Origin of the sequence: Chryseobacterium sp. 1B4 (assembly GCF_036631475.1) — a bacterium.
Lineage (GTDB): Bacteria > Bacteroidota > Bacteroidia > Flavobacteriales > Weeksellaceae > Chryseobacterium.
Genome location: NZ_JAPNUF010000001.1, coordinates 94,497 through 113,302 on the forward strand (window position 1 = coordinate 94,497; position 18,806 = coordinate 113,302).

At 36.7% G+C, this 18,806-nt stretch carries 11 protein-coding genes, 1 other RNA gene and 6 pseudogenes; 11 read left to right on the top strand and 7 right to left on the bottom strand.

Features of this window, described 5'->3' with window-relative positions:
- The first annotated feature begins 188 nt into the window (after positions 1–188).
- The 4 genes and pseudogenes from OWR28_RS00620 (at position 189) to rpoN (ending at position 5,651) form a co-directional block, all read left to right on the top strand.
- Positions 189–1,553, top strand: coding sequence for a hypothetical protein (locus OWR28_RS00620; RefSeq protein ID WP_332385061.1), 1,365 nt, complete (start codon positions 189–191; stop codon positions 1,551–1,553).
- A 29-nt stretch (positions 1,554–1,582) separates the two neighbouring features.
- Positions 1,583–1,810, top strand: coding sequence for a helix-turn-helix domain-containing protein (locus OWR28_RS00625; RefSeq protein ID WP_332385083.1), 228 nt, complete (start codon positions 1,583–1,585; stop codon positions 1,808–1,810).
- Between the two features lie 771 nt (positions 1,811–2,581).
- Positions 2,582–4,029, top strand: a pseudogene (asnS, locus tag OWR28_RS00630) (asparagine--tRNA ligase).
- A 158-nt stretch (positions 4,030–4,187) separates the two neighbouring features.
- Positions 4,188–5,651 (top strand): RNA polymerase factor sigma-54, encoded by a 1,464-nt coding sequence (rpoN, locus tag OWR28_RS00635; RefSeq protein WP_002976989.1) that lies wholly within the window; start codon positions 4,188–4,190, stop codon positions 5,649–5,651.
- A 114-nt stretch (positions 5,652–5,765) separates the two neighbouring features.
- Here the strand turns inward: rpoN and OWR28_RS00640 are convergent, their stop codons facing one another.
- From OWR28_RS00640 to OWR28_RS00650, 3 genes and pseudogenes are all read right to left on the bottom strand, one after another.
- Entirely contained in the window at positions 5,766–7,391 is a 1,626-nt protein-coding gene (locus tag OWR28_RS00640) for an AMP-binding protein (protein ID WP_332385062.1), read from the bottom strand.
- Positions 7,392–7,449: 58 nt separating this feature from the next.
- Positions 7,450–8,124 carry a DUF8845 family protein gene (locus OWR28_RS00645; protein WP_002976996.1) on the bottom strand — a complete coding sequence of 225 codons (675 nt, stop codon included), beginning with the start codon at positions 8,122–8,124 and terminating at the stop codon, positions 7,450–7,452.
- Positions 8,117–8,606 (bottom strand): annotated as a pseudogene (locus OWR28_RS00650) (RNA polymerase sigma factor). Before OWR28_RS00650 ends, OWR28_RS00645 begins: the two are co-directional and overlap by 8 nt.
- Positions 8,607–8,788: 182 nt before the next feature.
- Here OWR28_RS00650 and rnpB point away from each other — a divergent pair.
- Positions 8,789–9,113: RNase P RNA component class A (gene rnpB / locus OWR28_RS00655), an RNA gene on the top strand.
- Positions 9,114–9,208: 95 nt separating this feature from the next.
- Here rnpB and OWR28_RS26710 read toward each other — a convergent pair.
- A pseudogene (locus OWR28_RS26710) lies at positions 9,209–9,972 on the bottom strand (PPK2 family polyphosphate kinase).
- A gap of 322 nt (positions 9,973–10,294) precedes the next feature.
- Positions 10,295–10,759: a DUF1573 domain-containing protein gene (locus OWR28_RS00670; protein WP_002977002.1), complete on the bottom strand. Its 465-nt coding sequence runs from the start codon at positions 10,757–10,759 to the stop codon at positions 10,295–10,297.
- Between the two features lie 128 nt (positions 10,760–10,887).
- Here OWR28_RS00670 and OWR28_RS00675 point away from each other — a divergent pair, with 128 nt between their 5' ends.
- The 6 genes and pseudogenes from OWR28_RS00675 (at position 10,888) to OWR28_RS00700 (ending at position 17,405) form a co-directional block, all read left to right on the top strand.
- A complete protein-coding gene (locus OWR28_RS00675; protein WP_332385065.1) occupies positions 10,888–13,503 on the top strand; it encodes a valine--tRNA ligase in 2,616 nt (871 codons plus the stop codon).
- An 87-nt stretch (positions 13,504–13,590) separates the two neighbouring features.
- Positions 13,591–14,226, top strand: coding sequence for a DUF4241 domain-containing protein (locus tag OWR28_RS00680; RefSeq protein WP_332385066.1), 636 nt, complete (start codon positions 13,591–13,593; stop codon positions 14,224–14,226).
- A 67-nt stretch (positions 14,227–14,293) separates the two neighbouring features.
- Positions 14,294–15,183 (top strand): annotated as a pseudogene (locus OWR28_RS00685) (ribokinase).
- Positions 15,184–15,272: 89 nt separating this feature from the next.
- Positions 15,273–16,117 (top strand): annotated as a pseudogene (locus tag OWR28_RS00690) (alpha/beta hydrolase family protein).
- Positions 16,114–16,758, top strand: a complete 645-nt coding sequence (locus OWR28_RS00695; protein WP_332385067.1) for an HD domain-containing protein — start codon at positions 16,114–16,116, stop codon at positions 16,756–16,758. The pseudogene OWR28_RS00690 and the gene OWR28_RS00695 overlap by 4 nt, the downstream one beginning before the upstream one ends.
- 128 nt (positions 16,759–16,886) lie before the next feature.
- The gene (locus OWR28_RS00700) at positions 16,887–17,405 is read left to right on the top strand and encodes a hypothetical protein (RefSeq protein ID WP_332385068.1); all 519 of its coding nucleotides are present in this window, start codon (positions 16,887–16,889) and stop codon (positions 17,403–17,405) included.
- A gap of 42 nt (positions 17,406–17,447) precedes the next feature.
- On the opposite strand, the gene OWR28_RS00705 is transcribed toward OWR28_RS00700, so the two are convergent.
- On the bottom strand, positions 17,448–17,678 hold the full coding sequence (locus OWR28_RS00705) for a hypothetical protein (protein ID WP_002977020.1): 231 nt from the start codon (positions 17,676–17,678) through the stop codon (positions 17,448–17,450).
- A 144-nt stretch (positions 17,679–17,822) separates the two neighbouring features.
- Positions 17,823–18,712, bottom strand: a pseudogene (locus OWR28_RS00710) (DUF72 domain-containing protein).
- Between the last annotated feature and the right edge of the window lie 94 nt (positions 18,713–18,806).

Below are 18,806 nucleotides of genomic sequence, written 5' to 3' on the forward strand. Positions count from 1 at the left end.
GAATACGTTGAAAAAAGCGAAAGCAATGGCACTTGCACTGAAGAAAAAATAATATTTTTGTAATATAGCTCGGATGAATGATGAAAATAAAATGTTTAATACTGTTTTTTATTATTGGAAATCTGTTTTTTCATGCACAAACCAATAATTTAGAAAAAAATACTCCTGAAAAGCGGTCTTATAAAGAATTGGAAAAAGAATTCTATAGCAGCCATGTAGGGGATCTGAACGGTAAAAGTATTGCAGAAAGTTATCTTAAAAAAGCAAAATCTGAAAAAAACATTACTCAGATTGCTGAAGGATACGTTATGCTTCATTTTGATGAGACCCTGCCCAATGCATTAAAATATCTTGACAGCTTACAGTATATCACCAAAAATTCCAAAGAAAATACGTATCCGGCCAGAATCTATCTTCTTAAAGGGAATCTGTATTTCAGAACAGATAATCTTCAGGCTGCCCTGAACAATTATATTTTAGGACTGAAATATGCCAAAGAAAAAAATAAAAGGCAGATTGCTATGGCACATATCAGTATTGCCTATCTTAATAATTATATTGGAAAACATGCGGAGACAGCCAAGGTTTTAAGACATTATGCGTATGATGCCGATTATATGAATCAGAATGAGAAGAACGCCCTTAAGTTGAATCTGGCGGACGCATATATAGAAATCAATAAGATGGATTCTGCCTATATCCTTATAAAAGAAGGCTTGCTGGATTCTAAAAAGAATAAGGATGTCTACCGCTATCACCAGAACCTTGGAATGTTAGGATATTATCATCTGCATTCAAAAAAATACCAGAAAGCGATCGATGGTTTATTGGAGTGTGAAAAATATTTCTTTACAAACAATAACGGTTCTGAAAGAAACCATCATTATACCTTTTTATATTTAGGGAAATCCTATGCTGGCCTCAACAAAAAAGAGAAAGCGGTAGAGTATTTCCGGAAGATTGATTCTATGGTTCTTAAAACCAATTACATTTATCCCGAGCTGAGAGATGTATATACTTACCTGATCGATTATTATAAAGAAAACAATGATAAAGAAAAGCAGCTGTATTATGTAGATCGGTTTTTAAATGTAGATCATGTTCTGGATACCCAGTTCAGGTATATTTCCAGAGAACTCCCCAGAAGATATGATACTCCGGAACTGCAGCAGGAGAAAGAAAGCATTACCAATGAGCTTACAAAAAGAAAAAGTTTATTTTATATTGTACTGAGTCTTCTGTTGATATCACACCTGTTGTTTATCAATGTTTATTTTAAATATAAAAAATCCGAAAAGAACTATAAAAAGATTGCCCAGGACCTTATTCAGTCTGTTAATGAAAACAAGGTAGGAAAAAACAGGATGCCGGAAGCCAAAGAAATTCTTCCTGAAGCCACTAAGTTACAAAATACAGAACATGCTGAGGACAAAACACCAAGAACGATTTCCGAAGATATTGCCCAGACCATTTTAAAAGAACTTGAAATATTTGAAAACAAAGATCAGTTTTTGAATAAGGGAATTACGCTTGGAAGTCTTGCCAAAAAATAAAAACAAACTCAAAATATCTGTCGGAAATTATCAATACCTACAAAGGAAAAAACTTTGCCACTTATCTTAATGATCTACGTATTGATTATGCCATCAACAGATTGGCCAATGATAAAAAATTCAGGTCTTATAAGATTCCATTTATCGCTGAAGAACTAGGATATAATAACGAGCAGGCCTTCACTTTAGCATTCAAAAAACGAACCGGTACCCCTCTTTCTATCTATCTGAAAGAAATTGAAAACATGGCGGAATAATTATTTAATTTGCTGATTTTTATTTGTTTGTATTTATAAATTCATGATTTTAAATATATAGATTTATGAATCTATATATCATTCACTTGTATCATTCTTCCTCTTTTCTGCATCTTTGCTTCAGGTAAAAACACAACGTTTTATTTTGTATGTGCACATTACAAAATATCAGTTCCAGAATGCCGGTTAATTAAAGAATCAGGTCAGGAACTGTATAACAAAAATTATTAACGAACGGGTAAAAGTGAGAAAAGATAACCAGTAAAAAAACAATAGGAAAAGAATGAGGTAATTGTTCAGAATTCAGAGATGTAAAAGAGTGGTGATCATTTGAAAAATCATTAAAGTAATTAAAAACAAAATCCGCAGAATCCATCCAAAAGTGTTTAAAAGTGTAGTATAGTTTAATTTGGATTCGCTGGCCTGTAGTTGATCATGAAATTATTGCTTAAAAACTAATAACCATTTCAATAAATAAAAACTAATTCCATGAAAACTCAGAATAAATTAAAATTTATTCTTTCTAAAAGTGATAATGTAGAGTGGTTCACTCCGGTCAGATGCGGATTTATCTTGAAGTTCAGGACAATATTGAGTGGAAATGTATCCTTACAATGAAAAAGATTGAGCAGCAGAAAAAGGTAAATTTCCTGAACTGAAAGTTTAAATGCTTGTTAAATGATTTTTAAAGACGGCGCAATCATTAAGTTGCGCTGTTTTTTTGTAACTTTGCAGACATTAATTTTTATATAAAAAATTTATCATCAACAAATGAAAAAGCAAACGATCAAAGAAATCCTGAAGGATTACAAGAAAGTATTACATCATGACATTACAGTTTACGGATGGGTAAGATCATTCCGTGCTAATCGCTTTATTGCGCTTAATGATGGTTCTACGATTAATAATTTGCAGATAGTTGTTGATTTCGAAAATTTTGATGAAGCGATCATCAAGAATATCAGTACGGCTTCATCCCTGAAAGTGGTAGGTGAAGTGGTGGAAAGCCAGGAGCAGGACAGTCTGTGGAAATTATCGCTAAAAAGATTATTATTTTAGGGGATAACTTTACGGAAGAACTTCAGAGTACAATTCTTCAGCCTAAGAAGCACAGTCTGGAGAAACTTCGTGAGCAGGCACACTTAAGATTCCGAACAAACCTTTTCGGAGCAGTGTTCAGAGTGCGTCACGCAGTAAGCTTTGCTGTTCACTCGTTCTTCAACCAGAACCAGTTTTTCTATATTAACACACCGGTTATTACAGGTGCTGATGCGGAAGGAGCAGGAGAAATGTTTGGGGTAACCAACTTTGATCTGAACAATATGCCGAGAACTGAAGAAGGAGAAATAGATTTTGCACAGGATTTCTTCGGCAGAAAAACAAACCTTACCGTTTCAGGACAGCTTGAAGGAGAAACTGCAGCTATGGGATTGGGAAGAATTTATACCTTCGGACCTACTTTCCGTGCAGAAAATTCCAACACCACAAGACACCTTGCTGAATTCTGGATGATTGAGCCGGAAGTAGCTTTCAACAACCTTGAAGATAATATCGACCTTGCGGAAGATTTTTTAAAATATGTGATCCAGTATGTATTGGATAACTGTAAAGATGATCTTGAATTCTTAGACAAGCGTTTTGAAGAAGAACAAAAGTCAAAACCTGAAAAAGAAAGAGCAAAAGAAGGTCTTATTGAAAAACTTAAGAACGTAGTGGCAAAACGTTTCAAGCGTGTAAGCTATACAGAAGCTATTGAAATCTTACTGAACTCTAAAGAGAATAAAAAAGGAAAATTTGCTTACCCGGTTGAAAAATGGGGAACTGATCTTCAGTCTGAGCATGAAAGATACCTTGTTGAAAAACATTTTGAAAGCCCGGTAGTATTATTTGACTATCCGAAAGAAATTAAAGCTTTCTACATGAAACTGAACGATGACAATAAAACCGTTGCAGCTATGGACGTTCTTTTCCCTGGTATCGGTGAAATCATCGGTGGATCAGAGAGAGAGGCAAGATTAGATGTTTTAAAACAGAAAATGGCAGATATGCATGTAGATGAGCACGAGCTTTGGTGGTATCTTGATACCAGAAAATTCGGTTCTGTACCGCATGCCGGATTTGGTTTAGGACTGGAAAGATTGGTTCTTTTCGTAACAGGAATGACAAATATCAGAGATGTAATTCCTTTCCCTAGAACGCCGAAAAGTGCTGAATTCTAGAACCATAAAAAAAGCCTTAATCACAAGTTAAGGCTTTTTTATTCTTTAATAGTTTATTATGTTAAGACAAGTAATGCAAAAATCATGCTAAATGTGTTTTTTATCAAATAAATTTATTAAATTCGTAGAATATGTTATGTTAAAACGTAAATAAGAATATGCTTAAACAACACTTACAACTCAAATTAGGACAAAAGCTGGCCCCTCAGCAGATCCAGTTGATGAAGCTTATTCAGCTTCATACTCTTGAATTTGAAGAGGAGTTGGAAAGAGAGTTAGAAGAAAACCCAGCTTTGGAAATTGCGAAAGAAGATTCTAAGGAAGATGATTATTCTTCCCTTGAAGACGCTTATCAGGATGAGGGTACAGAAAGCATTGAAACAGATTTCGACGTCAATGAATATATCTATGATGACGAACCAAGCTATAAAACCGCATCCAGCAACTACTCTCCGGATGATGAAGAATTTGATAACGAGAGTCTTTTAACGGAAGGCCAGTCCTTATATGATTATCTTACAGAGCAGATTCATCTGGTGAATATCAGTGATGAAGATCTGAAGATTGCAGAATATCTTATCGGGAATTTAGATACGGACGGATATCTGAGAAGAGAGATCAAGTCTATTGTTGATGATCTGGCTTTCTCACAGGGAATTTACACGACTAAAGAAAGAGTGGAGGATATCCTGGAAAATTATGTTCAGAAACTTGATCCGCCAGGAGTGGGAGCAAGAGGACTGCAGGAATGTCTTTTATTACAGATTGAAAAGAAAGTCAGTTCAGATAAGGCAGTTTCTTTGGCTGCCAACATCCTGAGACATCAGTTTGAAGCTTTGACAAATAAGCATTATAACAAAATCATCCAGAAATACGATATTGAAGAAGATGATCTGAAAGATGCTTTGGATGAAATATCAAAACTATCCCCTAAAGTAGGAGGAAACTTTGATACACAGACGATTACCATCAATCAGGAAATTATTCCGGATTTTGTTATCCAGGTAAAAGACGGCCAGGTAATTCCTATGCTGAACAGTAAAAATGCACCTACTTTAAGAGTTTCTGAAGAATACAAGGACATCCTTACAACGTATTCCCATGATAAAAACTCATCGGAACACAAACAGGCCGCTTTATTTATCAAACAGAAACTGGATGCTGCAAAATGGTATATCGATGCCATTAATCAGCGTCAGAATACATTGCTGCAAACGATTACAGCCATTGTGAAATTCCAGAAAGATTATTTCATCACAGGAGATGAAAAATCTCTGAAACCAATGATCTTAAAAGATGTTGCTGATATTACAGGATTTGATATTTCTACGATTTCAAGGGTAGTAAAAAGTAAATATGCAGATACGCCTAACGGTATTGTATATCTTAAAGATCTGTTCTCAGACAGTTTAACGAATGATGATGGGGAAGAAGTTTCCACCAAAGAGATCAAAACCCACCTTCAGGAAGTTATTGATAAAGAAAATAAGAGAAAGCCGCTTACAGATGATGCATTAGTGGTCATTCTGAAAGAACAGGGGTATAATATAGCAAGAAGAACGATTGCAAAATATCGTGAACAGCTTAATATTCCGGTAGCAAGGTTAAGAAAAGAACTTTAATATAAAAAACAAAAAAGCATTTCAGATGAAATGCTTTTTTGTTGTCTGTTATAATGAAGATGATGAAGTTTTTGTTTTTCAACTTTCCTTTGCCTCTTCGCCTTTCTGCTGAGATCAGTTCTGTTTTACATTTTCAAGTCCTAGTTCCCTCATCGAAATCTCCCGCATTTCCACCTTTCTTATTTTTCCGGAAATAGTCATGGGGAATTCATCTACAAATTTCCAGTATTTGGGTACTTTATAATGGGCTATTCTGCCTTTGCAGTATTCCTGGAGCTCTTCTGCAGTGATGGTAAATCCTTTTCTCACTTTCACCCAGGCCATTACTTCTTCCCCGAATTTTTCACTGGGAACACCAATAATCTGGACATCAAGAATGTTGGTATAAGTATATAAAAAATCTTCAATTTCTTTTGGGGAAATATTTTCTCCGCCACGAATGATGAGGTCTTTTATCCTTCCTGAAATAGTAATATAACCGTCTTTATCCATTACGGCCATATCTCCGGTATGCATCCAGCGGGCGTCGTCCAGTACTTTTTTAGTATTTTCAGGATCATTCCAGTATTTCAGCATGACAGAGTAACCTCTTGTACAAAGCTCACCATGTTCACCACGCTTTAATGTTCTGCCGTTTTCATCAATAATTTTTATTTCAAGGTGATCCTGAACTGTTCCTACAGTACTGACCTGCTTCTCCAGCGGTGTTCCTATTAAAGTCTGGGTAGATACAGGCGATGTTTCCGTCATTCCGTAGCAGATGCTCATTTCTTTAATATTCATCAGATTTTCCACCTTTTTCATAATTTCCGGAGGACATACGGAACCTGCCATAACACCGGTTCTTAAACTTGAAAAATCATAGCTGTCAAAATCTTTTACAGCCAATTCTGCAATAAACATAGTTGGCACACCATACAGAGAAGTACATTTCTCATCCGAAACAGCTTTTAAAGTAATTTCCGGATCAAAACTGTCATTGGGGATTACCATACAGGCTCCGTGGGCAGTACAGCATATATTTCCGATCACCATGCCGAAGCAATGGTAAAAAGGAACGGGAATACAGACACGGTCCTTCTCCGTGTATTTTAATCTGATACCGATAAAATAGCCGTTGTTGAGAATATTATGATGGGAAAGTGTAACGCCTTTCGGGAAACCGGTAGTTCCGGAGGTATACTGAATATTGACAGGATCATCAAACTGTACGTGCTCTTCAAAACTGTGAAGCACTTCATCAGAAATTTCCTGTCCGTTATTGACAAAATGTTCCCAGTTTTCATCAAAGAATATTTCGTGTTCCAGGGTTGGGCATACTTCTTTTGCGTACTCAACCATTTCTTTATAATGGCTGGTTTTAAAACTTAAAGAAGAGAAAATAAAACGAACTTCGGACTGGTTAAGCACATAAGTTAATTCATGAGTCCGGTAGGCCGGATTGATATTCACTAAAATAGTTCCTATTCTTGCAGTGGCATACTGCAAAAGTACCCATTCATAGCGGTTGGAAGACCAGATCCCGATTCTGTCGCCTGCCTTTGCTCCTAAAAACAATAAAGCTTTTGCAACAGCTGTTGTCTGATTGTAAAATTCCTGGTAAGTAGCTCTGTAATTCTGATGAACGCAGACTAAAGCTTCCTGATGGGGATGTTTTTCGACAGTACTTTTAAGATTGGCTCCGATGGTCTGTCCTAATAATGGAACCTCAGATGTTCCATACACATAAGATAAGGGCATAGTTTAAGATTTGGTGGAATAAAATTAATAATTATATCCCGAACTATGCCTATGGATATTAATTTTCCTGAGAATCTATTTCTTTAAGCTGTTTTAGATTTTTATCAAGCTTTTTGATAATGGTACCATAAACCAGTCTGTAATAAAGCCAGATCATAGAGACTGCGAGCAATGTGCTTACGGCAATTCCAACAATAATAATGGTAAGGTTGGAGCCGCTGGGCTGTATATTCTGGGAATCCAATATATAAAATATAAAAGCGACCAGTACAAACGTGAATATTAACAGCAATACAATACTGATCAGAATAAAGGCATTGACAGTTGTTTTGAATTTAATGATCCGGGTAATAAGTCCTTTCAGATTTTCCTCAATCTTTATTTTCCGGTAATTCTGATAAAATTTCAGCACGAAATAGGCTGTGATCAGTAAGCTTAAGATTTTTATAGCCAGATAAACATGACCAAAGTTATTTTCTGCTTCAGGAGCTTCCTGTGCCCCTAATCTTTCCAGCATTTTACGGAAACTGTCCGATTCCTCTTCAGGGAAAAAGTAAAACAGTCCCAGTACTGAAAAGAAAAGTAATTCTACGACGCTGATCCAGAAAATGTATTTCACGTAGTTGCGTGACTTTCTGTTCAACATCTGAAGAATCTCAGTGTTGTCATATTTATGCTGTACAGGTTGTTCCTGCCATGTTTTCTTAAAGCTGTCTAAATCAAATTCAGGCATATTTTTCCATCTGTTCTTTAAGGGTTTTCTTTAATCTGTTCATTTTCACGCGTGCATTGACTTCAGTGATTCCGAGGTTCTCTGCAATATCCTTGTAAGGCAGATCGTCAAGATACATCATGACAATGGCTCTTTCTACATTAGGAAGAGTCTTGATTACAGTATACAAAAGTGATACCTGCTGCTGTTTTTCATCATCATCTTCCACAAAATCCCTGTGGTTGATGTCCAGCTCATTCGTAGGTAGGCTTTTGCTTTTTTCTAAAGAGGGTAATGGCTGTATTGAGCGCTACACGGTACATCCATGTGGAAATTTTAGAATTCCCTTTAAAAGAATCGTAACTTCTCCAGAGCTGTAACACAATTTCCTGGAAAAGATCCTCTTCATCTTCCAGAGAATTGGTATACAGGCGCGATACTTTGATAATCAGTCCCTGATTATCCTTGATAAGCTGCGCAAATTCTTTTTCTCTGGAATCCATAGATATATAATGGCACGAAGATAATAATAAACTGGTAATTAGGGAAAATTATCATGTAAAATAGTAAAAAGGTAAAAAACGGAAAAAAATATTGATCAATCAATATCGTTTGCACGGAACTAAGATCTTTAGGTGTTTTACCATTTGCTTTTTACCACAAAATTTGTGTACCTTTGCCTCCGCGAGAAAATCGGCCTGTTGATTTCCCGTTTTACGGGAGGTAGGAAAGTCCGGACACCACAGAGCAGCAAAGCGGATAACATCCGTCACCCGTGAGGGTAGGACAAGTGCAACAGAAAGCAGGTACAGTTCGGCTGTAGTGAAACCAGGTAAACTCTTTGCGGTGCAATGGTAAGTATATCGGTTCTTTTCAGTAATGAAAATAGGGGCGGCTCGTCCTGAAAACCGAGGGGTAATCAGCTCAAGTGTTGCAGCAATGTAACACGCAGATAAATAACAGGCGCTTCTCAGGAAGTACAGAATCCGGCTTATAGATTTTCTCGTGATTTTTTTAAAGCTGGAAGTCAGAGGCTGAAAGAGTGAAGTTTTTTAAACGTATGATTTTAAATCTTCATTTTCATGCTTCCATCTTCCAACCTAATTTATTCGTTTTCCAATTGTTTTTTAGAATCCTGCAATGCCTGTCTGTCCTTATCAGAAAGCGTAGGATATTTAAGATTCATCTTTTCAAGGGTATCAATAATGATCTGAATGGCAGCAACTCTTGCAAACCATTTGTTGTCAGCAGGAAGCACATACCATGGAGCATGTTCTTTTGCGGTTTCGTTAATAGCTGTTTCATAGGCTTCCATATACTGATCAAATAATGCTCTTTCCGGAAGATCTCCTGCAGAGAATTTCCAGTTTTTTTCCTGCTCGTCAATTCTGTCTAAAAGCCTTTTTTCTGTTCGTCTTTGGATACGTTCAAAAAGATTTTTACCACAGTTGTTCCGTTTTGCGAAAGGTGTTTTTCAAAATTCCGGATGCTTTCATATCTGTTTTCCCAGAATTTGCTGTCAAAATCTTTTACAGAAGACCATGTTTTTTCACTCAGGTTATATTCAGGATGTACTTTGCATACAAGAACGCTTTCATAATGTGAGCGGTTAAATATTCCGATCATGCCTTTCTGCGGCAGTGCCAGGTAATGCCTCCATAGAAAATCATGGGAATATTCTTTCGGGCTTGGTGTTTTAAAGCTCGTCACATTGCATCCCTGCGGATTCACTCCTCCGAAAACATGCTCTATCATACTGTCTTTTCCTGCTGCATCCATAGCCTGTAGCACGACCAACAGAGACTGGCTTCCGTCAGCATATAATTTTTCCTGCAGCTCACGGAGCTTTTCTTTCTCCTGAATCAGCATCTGTTCTCCTTCTTCTTTAGTGAGTTTCCCTTTATAGGACGTTGAAGTTTTTTATTGAAAATTTTCCGTTTACTTTAAAGTCATCTGAGAAATTGGTGTCCATATATTTTTAAGATTAAAAGATTATGTTATTAAAATTCAATAGAGGTGGGCTTTAGCCCAGCCATTTAAGTAATCCCGGGATTTCAGCCAAAACCTAAACAATTGATCAATGCTAATACATTTACTGCCGACTATTCCTACCATCTGTGATCTAATCCAACATAAATGTAATAAAAAAACCGCCTCAATAGAGACGGTTCCTTTATTTTTTGAGTAGAGCTTACTTTGCAGCAGCCTTTTTAGCTAGTTTTGCAGCTTTTTTCTCAGCTTTAGCAGCTTCTTTCTGCTCAGCAGGAGTCAATACTTTTGGCTCAGGAGCGTTAGCATCTACGTTACCTTTGATATAGATTACGCTTCTGTTGTTTGCAGGGTCATTAGAGAAAACCTCAATCATTTTGTTGAAAGGTCCAGGGATCGCTGTATTGTATCCAACCTTAATCTTAGCGGATTTACCCGGCATGATAGGATCCTGGCTGAATTCAGGAGTTGTACATCCACAAGAAGGCTTTACATTTGAAAGGATCAAAGGCTTATCACCTGAATTCGTTACTGTAAAGAATCTTGTACCATCAGCGTTAGGCTTGATCGTTCCGTAATCGAAAGTCGTTTTATCAAATGTAATTGTTTGTGCAGATGCAAGAGCAAATGTCCCGAATAGTGCAATTCCTGCAATTAGTTTTTTCATATTCTTGAATGTTAATATGTTTGTTAGATAAATTTTGTGAAACAAAGTTAAAAATTATTTTAATTCATGCTTAAAAATTTTTTTCTTTAGACTATTTTTGCAAATTGCAAGCCAAAGAAATAGAATTTATGCAGATTTCAGAAAAGTACAATCCACAGGAAACAGAACAGAAATGGTACAATTACTGGCTGGAAAATAAGTTTTTCCATTCAGAGCCTAATGATAAACCACCATATACCGTGGTCATTCCTCCGCCAAACGTGACGGGGATATTACACATGGGGCATATGTTGAATAATACCCTTCAGGATGTTCTGGTCCGTCGTGCAAGAATGCGCGGGTTTAATGCTTGTTGGATTCCGGGGACGGATCACGCTTCAATTGCTACTGAAGCTAAAGTTGTTGCTAAATTGAAATCTGAAGGAGTCAATAAATCAGATATTACCCGTGAAGAATTTTTAACTCATGCCTGGGACTGGACCAATAAATACGGCGGAACCATTCTTGAGCAGCTGAAGAAACTGGGATGTTCATGTGACTGGGACAGAACCCGCTTCACTATGGAAGACAAGCTTTCACAGCAGGTTATTAAAAGTTTCGTAGACCTTTATAATAAAGGGCTGATCTACAGAGGGTACAGAATGGTCAACTGGGACCCGGAAGCCAAAACCAATATTTCTGACGAAGAAGTAATATTTAAAGAACAGAACGGAAAACTATACTTCCTAAAATATAAGATTGAAGGTTCGGAAGAGTTTCTTTCAGTAGCTACTACACGTCCTGAAACTATTTTTGGGGATACAGCCGTATGTATCAATCCGAATGATGAAAGATACGCACATTTAAAAGGTAAAAATGTAATTGTACCGATCGTTGACAGAGTAATCCCGATTATTGAGGATGAGTATGTTGATATTGAGTTCGGTACAGGAGCTTTGAAAATTACTCCTGCACACGATATCAATGACTATGAGATAGGACAGAAGCATCAGCTGAAAATGATTGATGCTCTTGACGACGACGGAAATCTTAACGAGCATGGTTTACATTATGCAGGGAAAAACAGATTTGATGTAAGAAAACAGATCGCTAAAGAACTTGAAGAAAAAGATCTTTTGCTTAAAGCTGAGGATTATGTCAATAAAGTAGGAACTTCTGAAAGAACAGGCGCCGTTATCGAACCTAAAGTTTCAGTACAGTGGTTCCTTAAGATGTCTGAAATTGCTAAGCCGGCTTTGGATGTCGTAATGGATGATGAGGTAAAGTTCTATCCGGAGAAGTTTAAGAATACTTATAAACACTGGATGGAAAACATCCGTGACTGGAATATTTCCCGTCAGCTTTGGTGGGGACAGCAGATTCCTGCTTATTACTATGGAGAAGGAGATGAAGATTTTGTGGTAGCAGAAACCAAAGAAGAAGCTTTGGAACTGGCGAGACAAAAAACAGGAAATTCAGGTTTTACGGCAGAAAATCTCAGACAGGATGATGACGCATTAGATACATGGTTCTCATCATGGCTGTGGCCGATGTCTGTATTTGATGGCCTGCTTGACCCGGAAAATAAAGATATTAATTATTATTATCCTACTTCTGATCTTGTAACCGGACCGGATATTATTTTCTTCTGGGTAGCCAGAATGATTATGGCAGGGCTGGAATACAGAAAAGAAGTTCCGTTTAAGAATGTATATTTTACAGGAATTGTAAGAGATAAGCAGAGAAGAAAGATGTCAAAATCTTTAGGAAACTCTCCCGACCCTCTTGAATTAATGGATAAATATGGAGCTGATGGTGTACGTGTAGGTATTCTATTGAGTTCTGCTGCCGGAAATGACCTTCTTTTTGATGAAGATTTAATGCTTCAGGGGAGAAATTTCATGACAAAGATCTGGAATGCTTTCCGTCTGATCAATATGTGGAATCATGAAGACAAACCGGCTGCTGCTACCGATAACCAGGCTATTGAATGGTTTGAAAATAAGCTGAACAAAACCATCTTTGAAATTAATGATCAGTTTGAGAAGTTCAGAATTTCCGATGCACTGCATTTGATCTATAAATTAATTTGGGATGATTTTTGCGGTTGGTATCTTGAAGCGATTAAGCCTAATTACGGAGAAGGAATTTCAAAAGAAGTTTATAACAAAACCATCCATTTCTTTGAAGAGCTGATGAAGTTGCTTCATCCGTTCATGCCTTTCTTAACGGAAGAATTATGGCAGATGATCTCAGAAAGGAAGGTTGATGAGGCTTTGGTGATTGCTCAGCAGAAAGAGGCAGGACAGTTTGATGAAAACATTATTAAAAATTTTGAAACTGCTGCAGAATTGATTTCAGGGGTTAGGAATTACCGTCAGACAAAAGGAATTTCGCCGAGAGAAGCTGCTGAAATTTATACCAATGCTTCTGAATTTGCCAATGAAGCTGTAGTAAGAAAACTGGCTAATGTTTCTGAAATCCACTTCGGACAGAAAACAGATAAACCAAGCTTTACATTCCTGGTAGGAGCAACTGAAGTTTCTATTCCGCTAAGTGAAAACCTGGATTTGGGAGAGGAAAAAGCGAAGACTGAAGAAGAGCTTAAATATTTGAAAGGATTCCTGGTTTCTGTAGAGAAGAAGCTTTCCAATGAAAAATTTGTTGCGAATGCAAAACCGGAAATCGTAGAAGTAGAGCGTCAAAAACAAAAAGATGCTCAGGATAAGATTGCGATCCTTGAAGAGAAACTGAAAAGTTTGTAAAATACAGACAATCTAAATTTGTCAAAATCTCAGGCTGGATACAGATGAAAATTGTATCCAGCCTGATGGTTTAAAAGAATAAATACAATGACACATATAGAAAACATAAAAAAACTATTCTCGAAAGACTTTGTGGAAAGTCCGTTACTGGAAAGTTTTGAAGTAGGAAAGATTTATCTTTCGAGCGGAAAGCTGGTAGCCTGTGATCCTTTGATCACCAATGATATGCTTCCTTTTACTACAGAATTTCCGAAGGGAGATTTCTCTGTAATGCTGCACAAAGAAAGAGAAAGCAACTGTGTGGCTTATGCCGAAATTATATTCAGCAATTCTGAAGTTAAAGAATGGAAACTGGCCACTACAGCAGGGCAGCAAATAAAAGACCTTGAAGAAGGAGAGGTGTTTGGATATCCTGTAGAAAGCGGCATGGGATGTTTCATGGATGTTGATACCCAAAACAGTCTCAATGAACTTGAACAAAGGCTGTATCAAAATAAAGGAGGTGATTTTATGGGAATCTACGAAGAGTTTTTCCATGATTATTTCTTTGATGAAAACGGAGCCATAGATCAGTATGCCTTTCTGAAACCGGCAAAGGAACATCCCGGAACTATATTTGCTTTTGAAACAGGATATGGAGAAGGATTTTATGCAAGTTATATAGCTTATGACAAAGATCAATTGCCGGTGAAAATAATTACTGAATTTATAGAAATAAGTTAAATTAAAATTAGTTATTTTAGAGACTTAATTTTATAAGGTATAAATTTTAAAGCTAATACAAAACACAATGAATTTCTCATCAGAACAACCCCGTATTATTGTTGTGGGCAGCTCATCCATAGATTTGGTTCTCGAAACCGAAAAACTCCCTTTGCCTAACGAGACGGTTCTGGCCGTAAAGTCAGACAGCTATTTTGGAGGTAAGGAGCCAATCAGGCGGTAGGGACTTCCAGACTGGGGGCCAGTGTATACTTTATCGGATGTGTTGGAATGGACCCTCTTGGCCAGCAGATCATGAGAAATCTGGTAAGCGAAAATGTGAATGTAGGATTTGTTCATGAAACAGATAAAGAAGCTACAGGAACTGCTTATGTGACAACTTCCCACGGGAATGCAGCCATTGTGGTGGTACCGGCAGCCAATAAATATCTCAGCAAATCACATATAGATGAAGCTGACAAATATTTTCACACCGCAGATCTTATATTGGTACAGCTTGAGGTTTCTATGGATGTAGTGGAACATACCGTTAAAAAAGCTAAACAGTACGGGAAAAAAGTAGGATTGTATGCTTCTCCTGCAATGAGAGTCAGTGAAGAAATTTTAGAAAAGGTCGACTTTATTGTGGCTAAAAGCAATGAGTTATACATTATCTTTGGGGAAGAAAAAAGAGAAGACATCCTTAAAAAATATTTCAATAAAGTTTTCGTGAGAGATGATACCAATTCCACTATTTATTTTGATGGTACTGAGATGAAGTATTACAGAAACGATAAGGATGAAACCGTTTATAAAATGGGAATGGGAGATGCATTTACCTCAGGATTTGCTATCGCACTTTGCCATGGGAATTCTATTGAGGAGTGTGTGAAATTCGGGAATGAAGTTTCTTCAAGAGTCTCCGGAGGGAAAGGTTCCCAGACCGGACTGCCGAGAATCTCAGATTTCTTTTCATAAAGCTATTTACGACATATCAAAAGTCTGAAACTTAACATAAAAAGATAAGTAAAATGTCCACTTTTATAGTGGATTTTTTCTTTTATACTATGGAAAAACTAATACTGACCACGGAAGACGATATTATGCTGGCTGCCCACCTCTTTAAACCGCAGAAAGATAATGGGAAATTATTGCTGATCAATTCGGCAACAGGAGTAAAACAGCAGGTGTACTTTTCATTTGCCAGCTACTTCGCTGAACAGGGGTTCACGGTGATTACTTATGATTACAGGGGAATAGGACTTTCCAAACCAAAGAATATGAGAGGGTTTCATGGTTCCATGAGAATCTGGGGCTCAAAAGATTATAAAGCCGTCACTCAATATATCAAGACTAATTTTAAAGAATACAAAAATACTGCCTTGGGCATTCTGTGGGAGCATTGATTCTGGGCATGAATAAAGATTCTGAAATATTTGAAGAACTTGTTTTTGTAGGAACCCAAAATGCTTTTGTCGGAAACCTTAGAGGAATAACAAAAGTGGAAGCCTATTTAGGGTTTGGAATTGCACAGCCAGTAACTACTTCATTGTTAGGCTATTTTCCGGCACATTGGTTCGGGCTTGGAGAAAGTCTCCCCAAAAATTGCGCATATGACTGGAGAACCTTAATTTTAAACAGAAAATCAACCAACAGGCTGTTGGAAAAAATTGATAACTTCTCAAAAAATTTGACACAAAAGGTATTTGTAATCCGTGCCGAAGATGACATATGGCTCACAGAAAAAGGAGTATTAAGCTTATTGAATAATACCTATCCTAATCTTAAACCCACTTACAGGCTGATAGCTGTTTCAGAATCTGATAAAAAGGAAATAGGGCATATCAATTTTTTTAGAAGTTACAACAGTAAACTCTGGGATATTATTTTAAATGAACTGACAGATAAATGAAAAGTACGATAAACAACACTGTAGCATTTGTAAAAGAAAAATTAGAAGGTGCAGAAGCCGGTCATGACTGGTTCCATATTGAAAGGGTCTGGAAGCTGGCTGCCCAAATAGCAGAAACAGAAGACTGTGATAAAGAGGTCGTAGAATTATCTGCACTTCTTCATGATATTGCAGATCCTAAATTCCATAATGGAGATGAAACCATTGCTCCTAAAATATCCAGAACGTTTCTTGAAGAGCAGAATGTTCCTGAGGAAATAATTCAGAAGGTATTGTTTGTCATTGAAAATATTTCTTTTAAAAACAGGGACCAGGCTCCGGTAAATCCGCCTATTGAACTTCAGATTGTACAGGATGCTGACCGCATTGATGCCATTGGAGCTATCGGAATTGCCAGAACATTCAACTTTGGAGGTTTTAAAAATAATCTGATGTATCATCCGGATATAAAACCCAAACTGGGAATGTCGAAAGAAGAATATAAAAAATCTGACGGAACAACCATTAATCATTTCTATGAAAAGCTGTTGCTTCTGAAAGATATGATGAATACTGAAAAAGGGAAAAAAATGGCCGAAGAAAGACATGATTACATGCTGAATTTCCTCGACCAGTTTTATAAAGAATGGAATGTAGATTAGAAAATTGGGCACAACTATAGATAAAATATAGAGAAGAAGTATCTTTGTACAATATGACACTCATTATTTTTATAATATTCCTGGCTTGTGTTTTTTCTTTGGTCCTGTTTAAGGTCAGATCAGGAAGTATGGCCAGGTGGGCAAAGCTGTTTCGTATTGTAACAGTCGTTTTTTCAATTTCTGTTTTTACCTATTGGTTTATTAAGAAAAGTGCTGTGGCATTTGTGGATAATTCCGTAGGGCTGCAGGTGGTGAACAAACTTCCCCAGACATTGGATTTTTACCTGATCAATGTGAACAAAACGGATCAAAGTACGGCTCTTGAACCGAAACATATCGGAAAAATACGTCCGGAATATTACAGAATAGAATACCTGAAAATGGATAAATCCGATGAATACTGGATTGCAGGATATCTCGGAAAGAAAAATCTTGTGTATTTTTCCCAACATTCTGTACCGAATAAAAATATAGATCAGATTGTTGAAGTGCAGAATTATATTAATCAGAGTATGAAACTTTCTGATGCAGCCAAAAAACAGGTAGATGCCTACAATTATGAGAATACAAAACTGGGGATCTGGATTACACTGGATTTCCTGCTTCTGTTCCTCAATCTGGTACTGCTTCTCAGAAAGAATAAATAAAAAGGTAATGAGTTCTTATTCTCATTACCTTTTGCCTTTTTGTTAAGGATAATCCAGAATCTGCATGATCTGTTCTTTAAATTCTTCGGGACATGATTTGATAAGTTTGTCCTTATTCTGTTTACTGATTTCTTTAGGGTTGAGCCACTCGCTTTTATTGGAGTTCAAACTATGGTTGTCATATACTCTTTTTATGGTATGATTTTCATAAAAAATATATTCATCACCCAGCCAGTTATTGGCAATACTGATTGTACAAATTTCTTTTTCCATGATTTATGTTTTAAATTATAATGTTTAGTGAAATACATTATACTCTAATATACGAAATTTTTGTTAAGAAAAAGGAATTTTGTTTTTGTGAAATAAATTGAAATCAGCCTGTTTAAATTTTTATTTTTACAATAACCCTTTATATTAAAAAAGTGTTCCGGTACTTTCAGTTGCCATTTGTGGAATATGAATATCAGTTCCCCATTCCTCATTTACTTTCCTGATGAAATAAGCGGATAATAACGGAGAGGCTTTCTCAATATTCTGATGAACAAAAAGTAAAGATTCTGCAGGCCTTCTTTTTTCCATTTTGTAAGGTGTTTCAACCAATCATCCAGTCTTTCGTAGTCACTTTCTGCATTGGCTCCTACATAACGGATAAATGCATTGGGAGTAGTAAGGCGCATATGAAGCATATCTCTTCTTCCGGCAGTATCTACAATAATATTGGTAATGTTATGGGCTTCAAAAAGTTCACATGTTGTATTAAGAATTTCCTCATCAGTAAACCATTCCGTATTGCGGAGTTCTATAGCCAGAGGAACCTCTTTTGGCCATTCTTTTACGAATTTTTCCAGTCTGTCATAATCTTTAGGCTTAAAATTATCATGGAGCTGAAGGAAAGCCATTCCCAGCTTCTGATCAAAATTGATGACAGCAGAAGCAAAATGAGTCACCGGATCGGTAACATCAATCAGTCTTCTGAAATGGGAAACCGTATTGGTGATCTTAGGAAAAAATTTAAAATTTGCCGGAGTTTTTTCTTTCCAGGTTTTTACCTGATCCGGTGTTGGCATTCCGTAGAAAGTGGCATTCAGTTCTATAGAATTAAATTGAGTAGCATAATAGGTCAGTTCATCCTTAGTTCCCTTGGGATAAAACCCTTTGAGATCCGTTTTATTCCACTTGGCACATCCGATAGAGATATTTTCCAGTCCTTTTTTATTAAGAGCCAGTATCTCTTTCGTTCTGGGATGATCTTTAGGTAATGTGAAATCTATTTTTGAAGGGTCTTCTACTTGTCCGAATTTCATATCTGTAGTTTTGGTATTAAACAATTAACACAAATATAAACCAAAAAACCCAGAGCATTTGACGATTTCCATGGAAAGTAATTAAACATGAAAA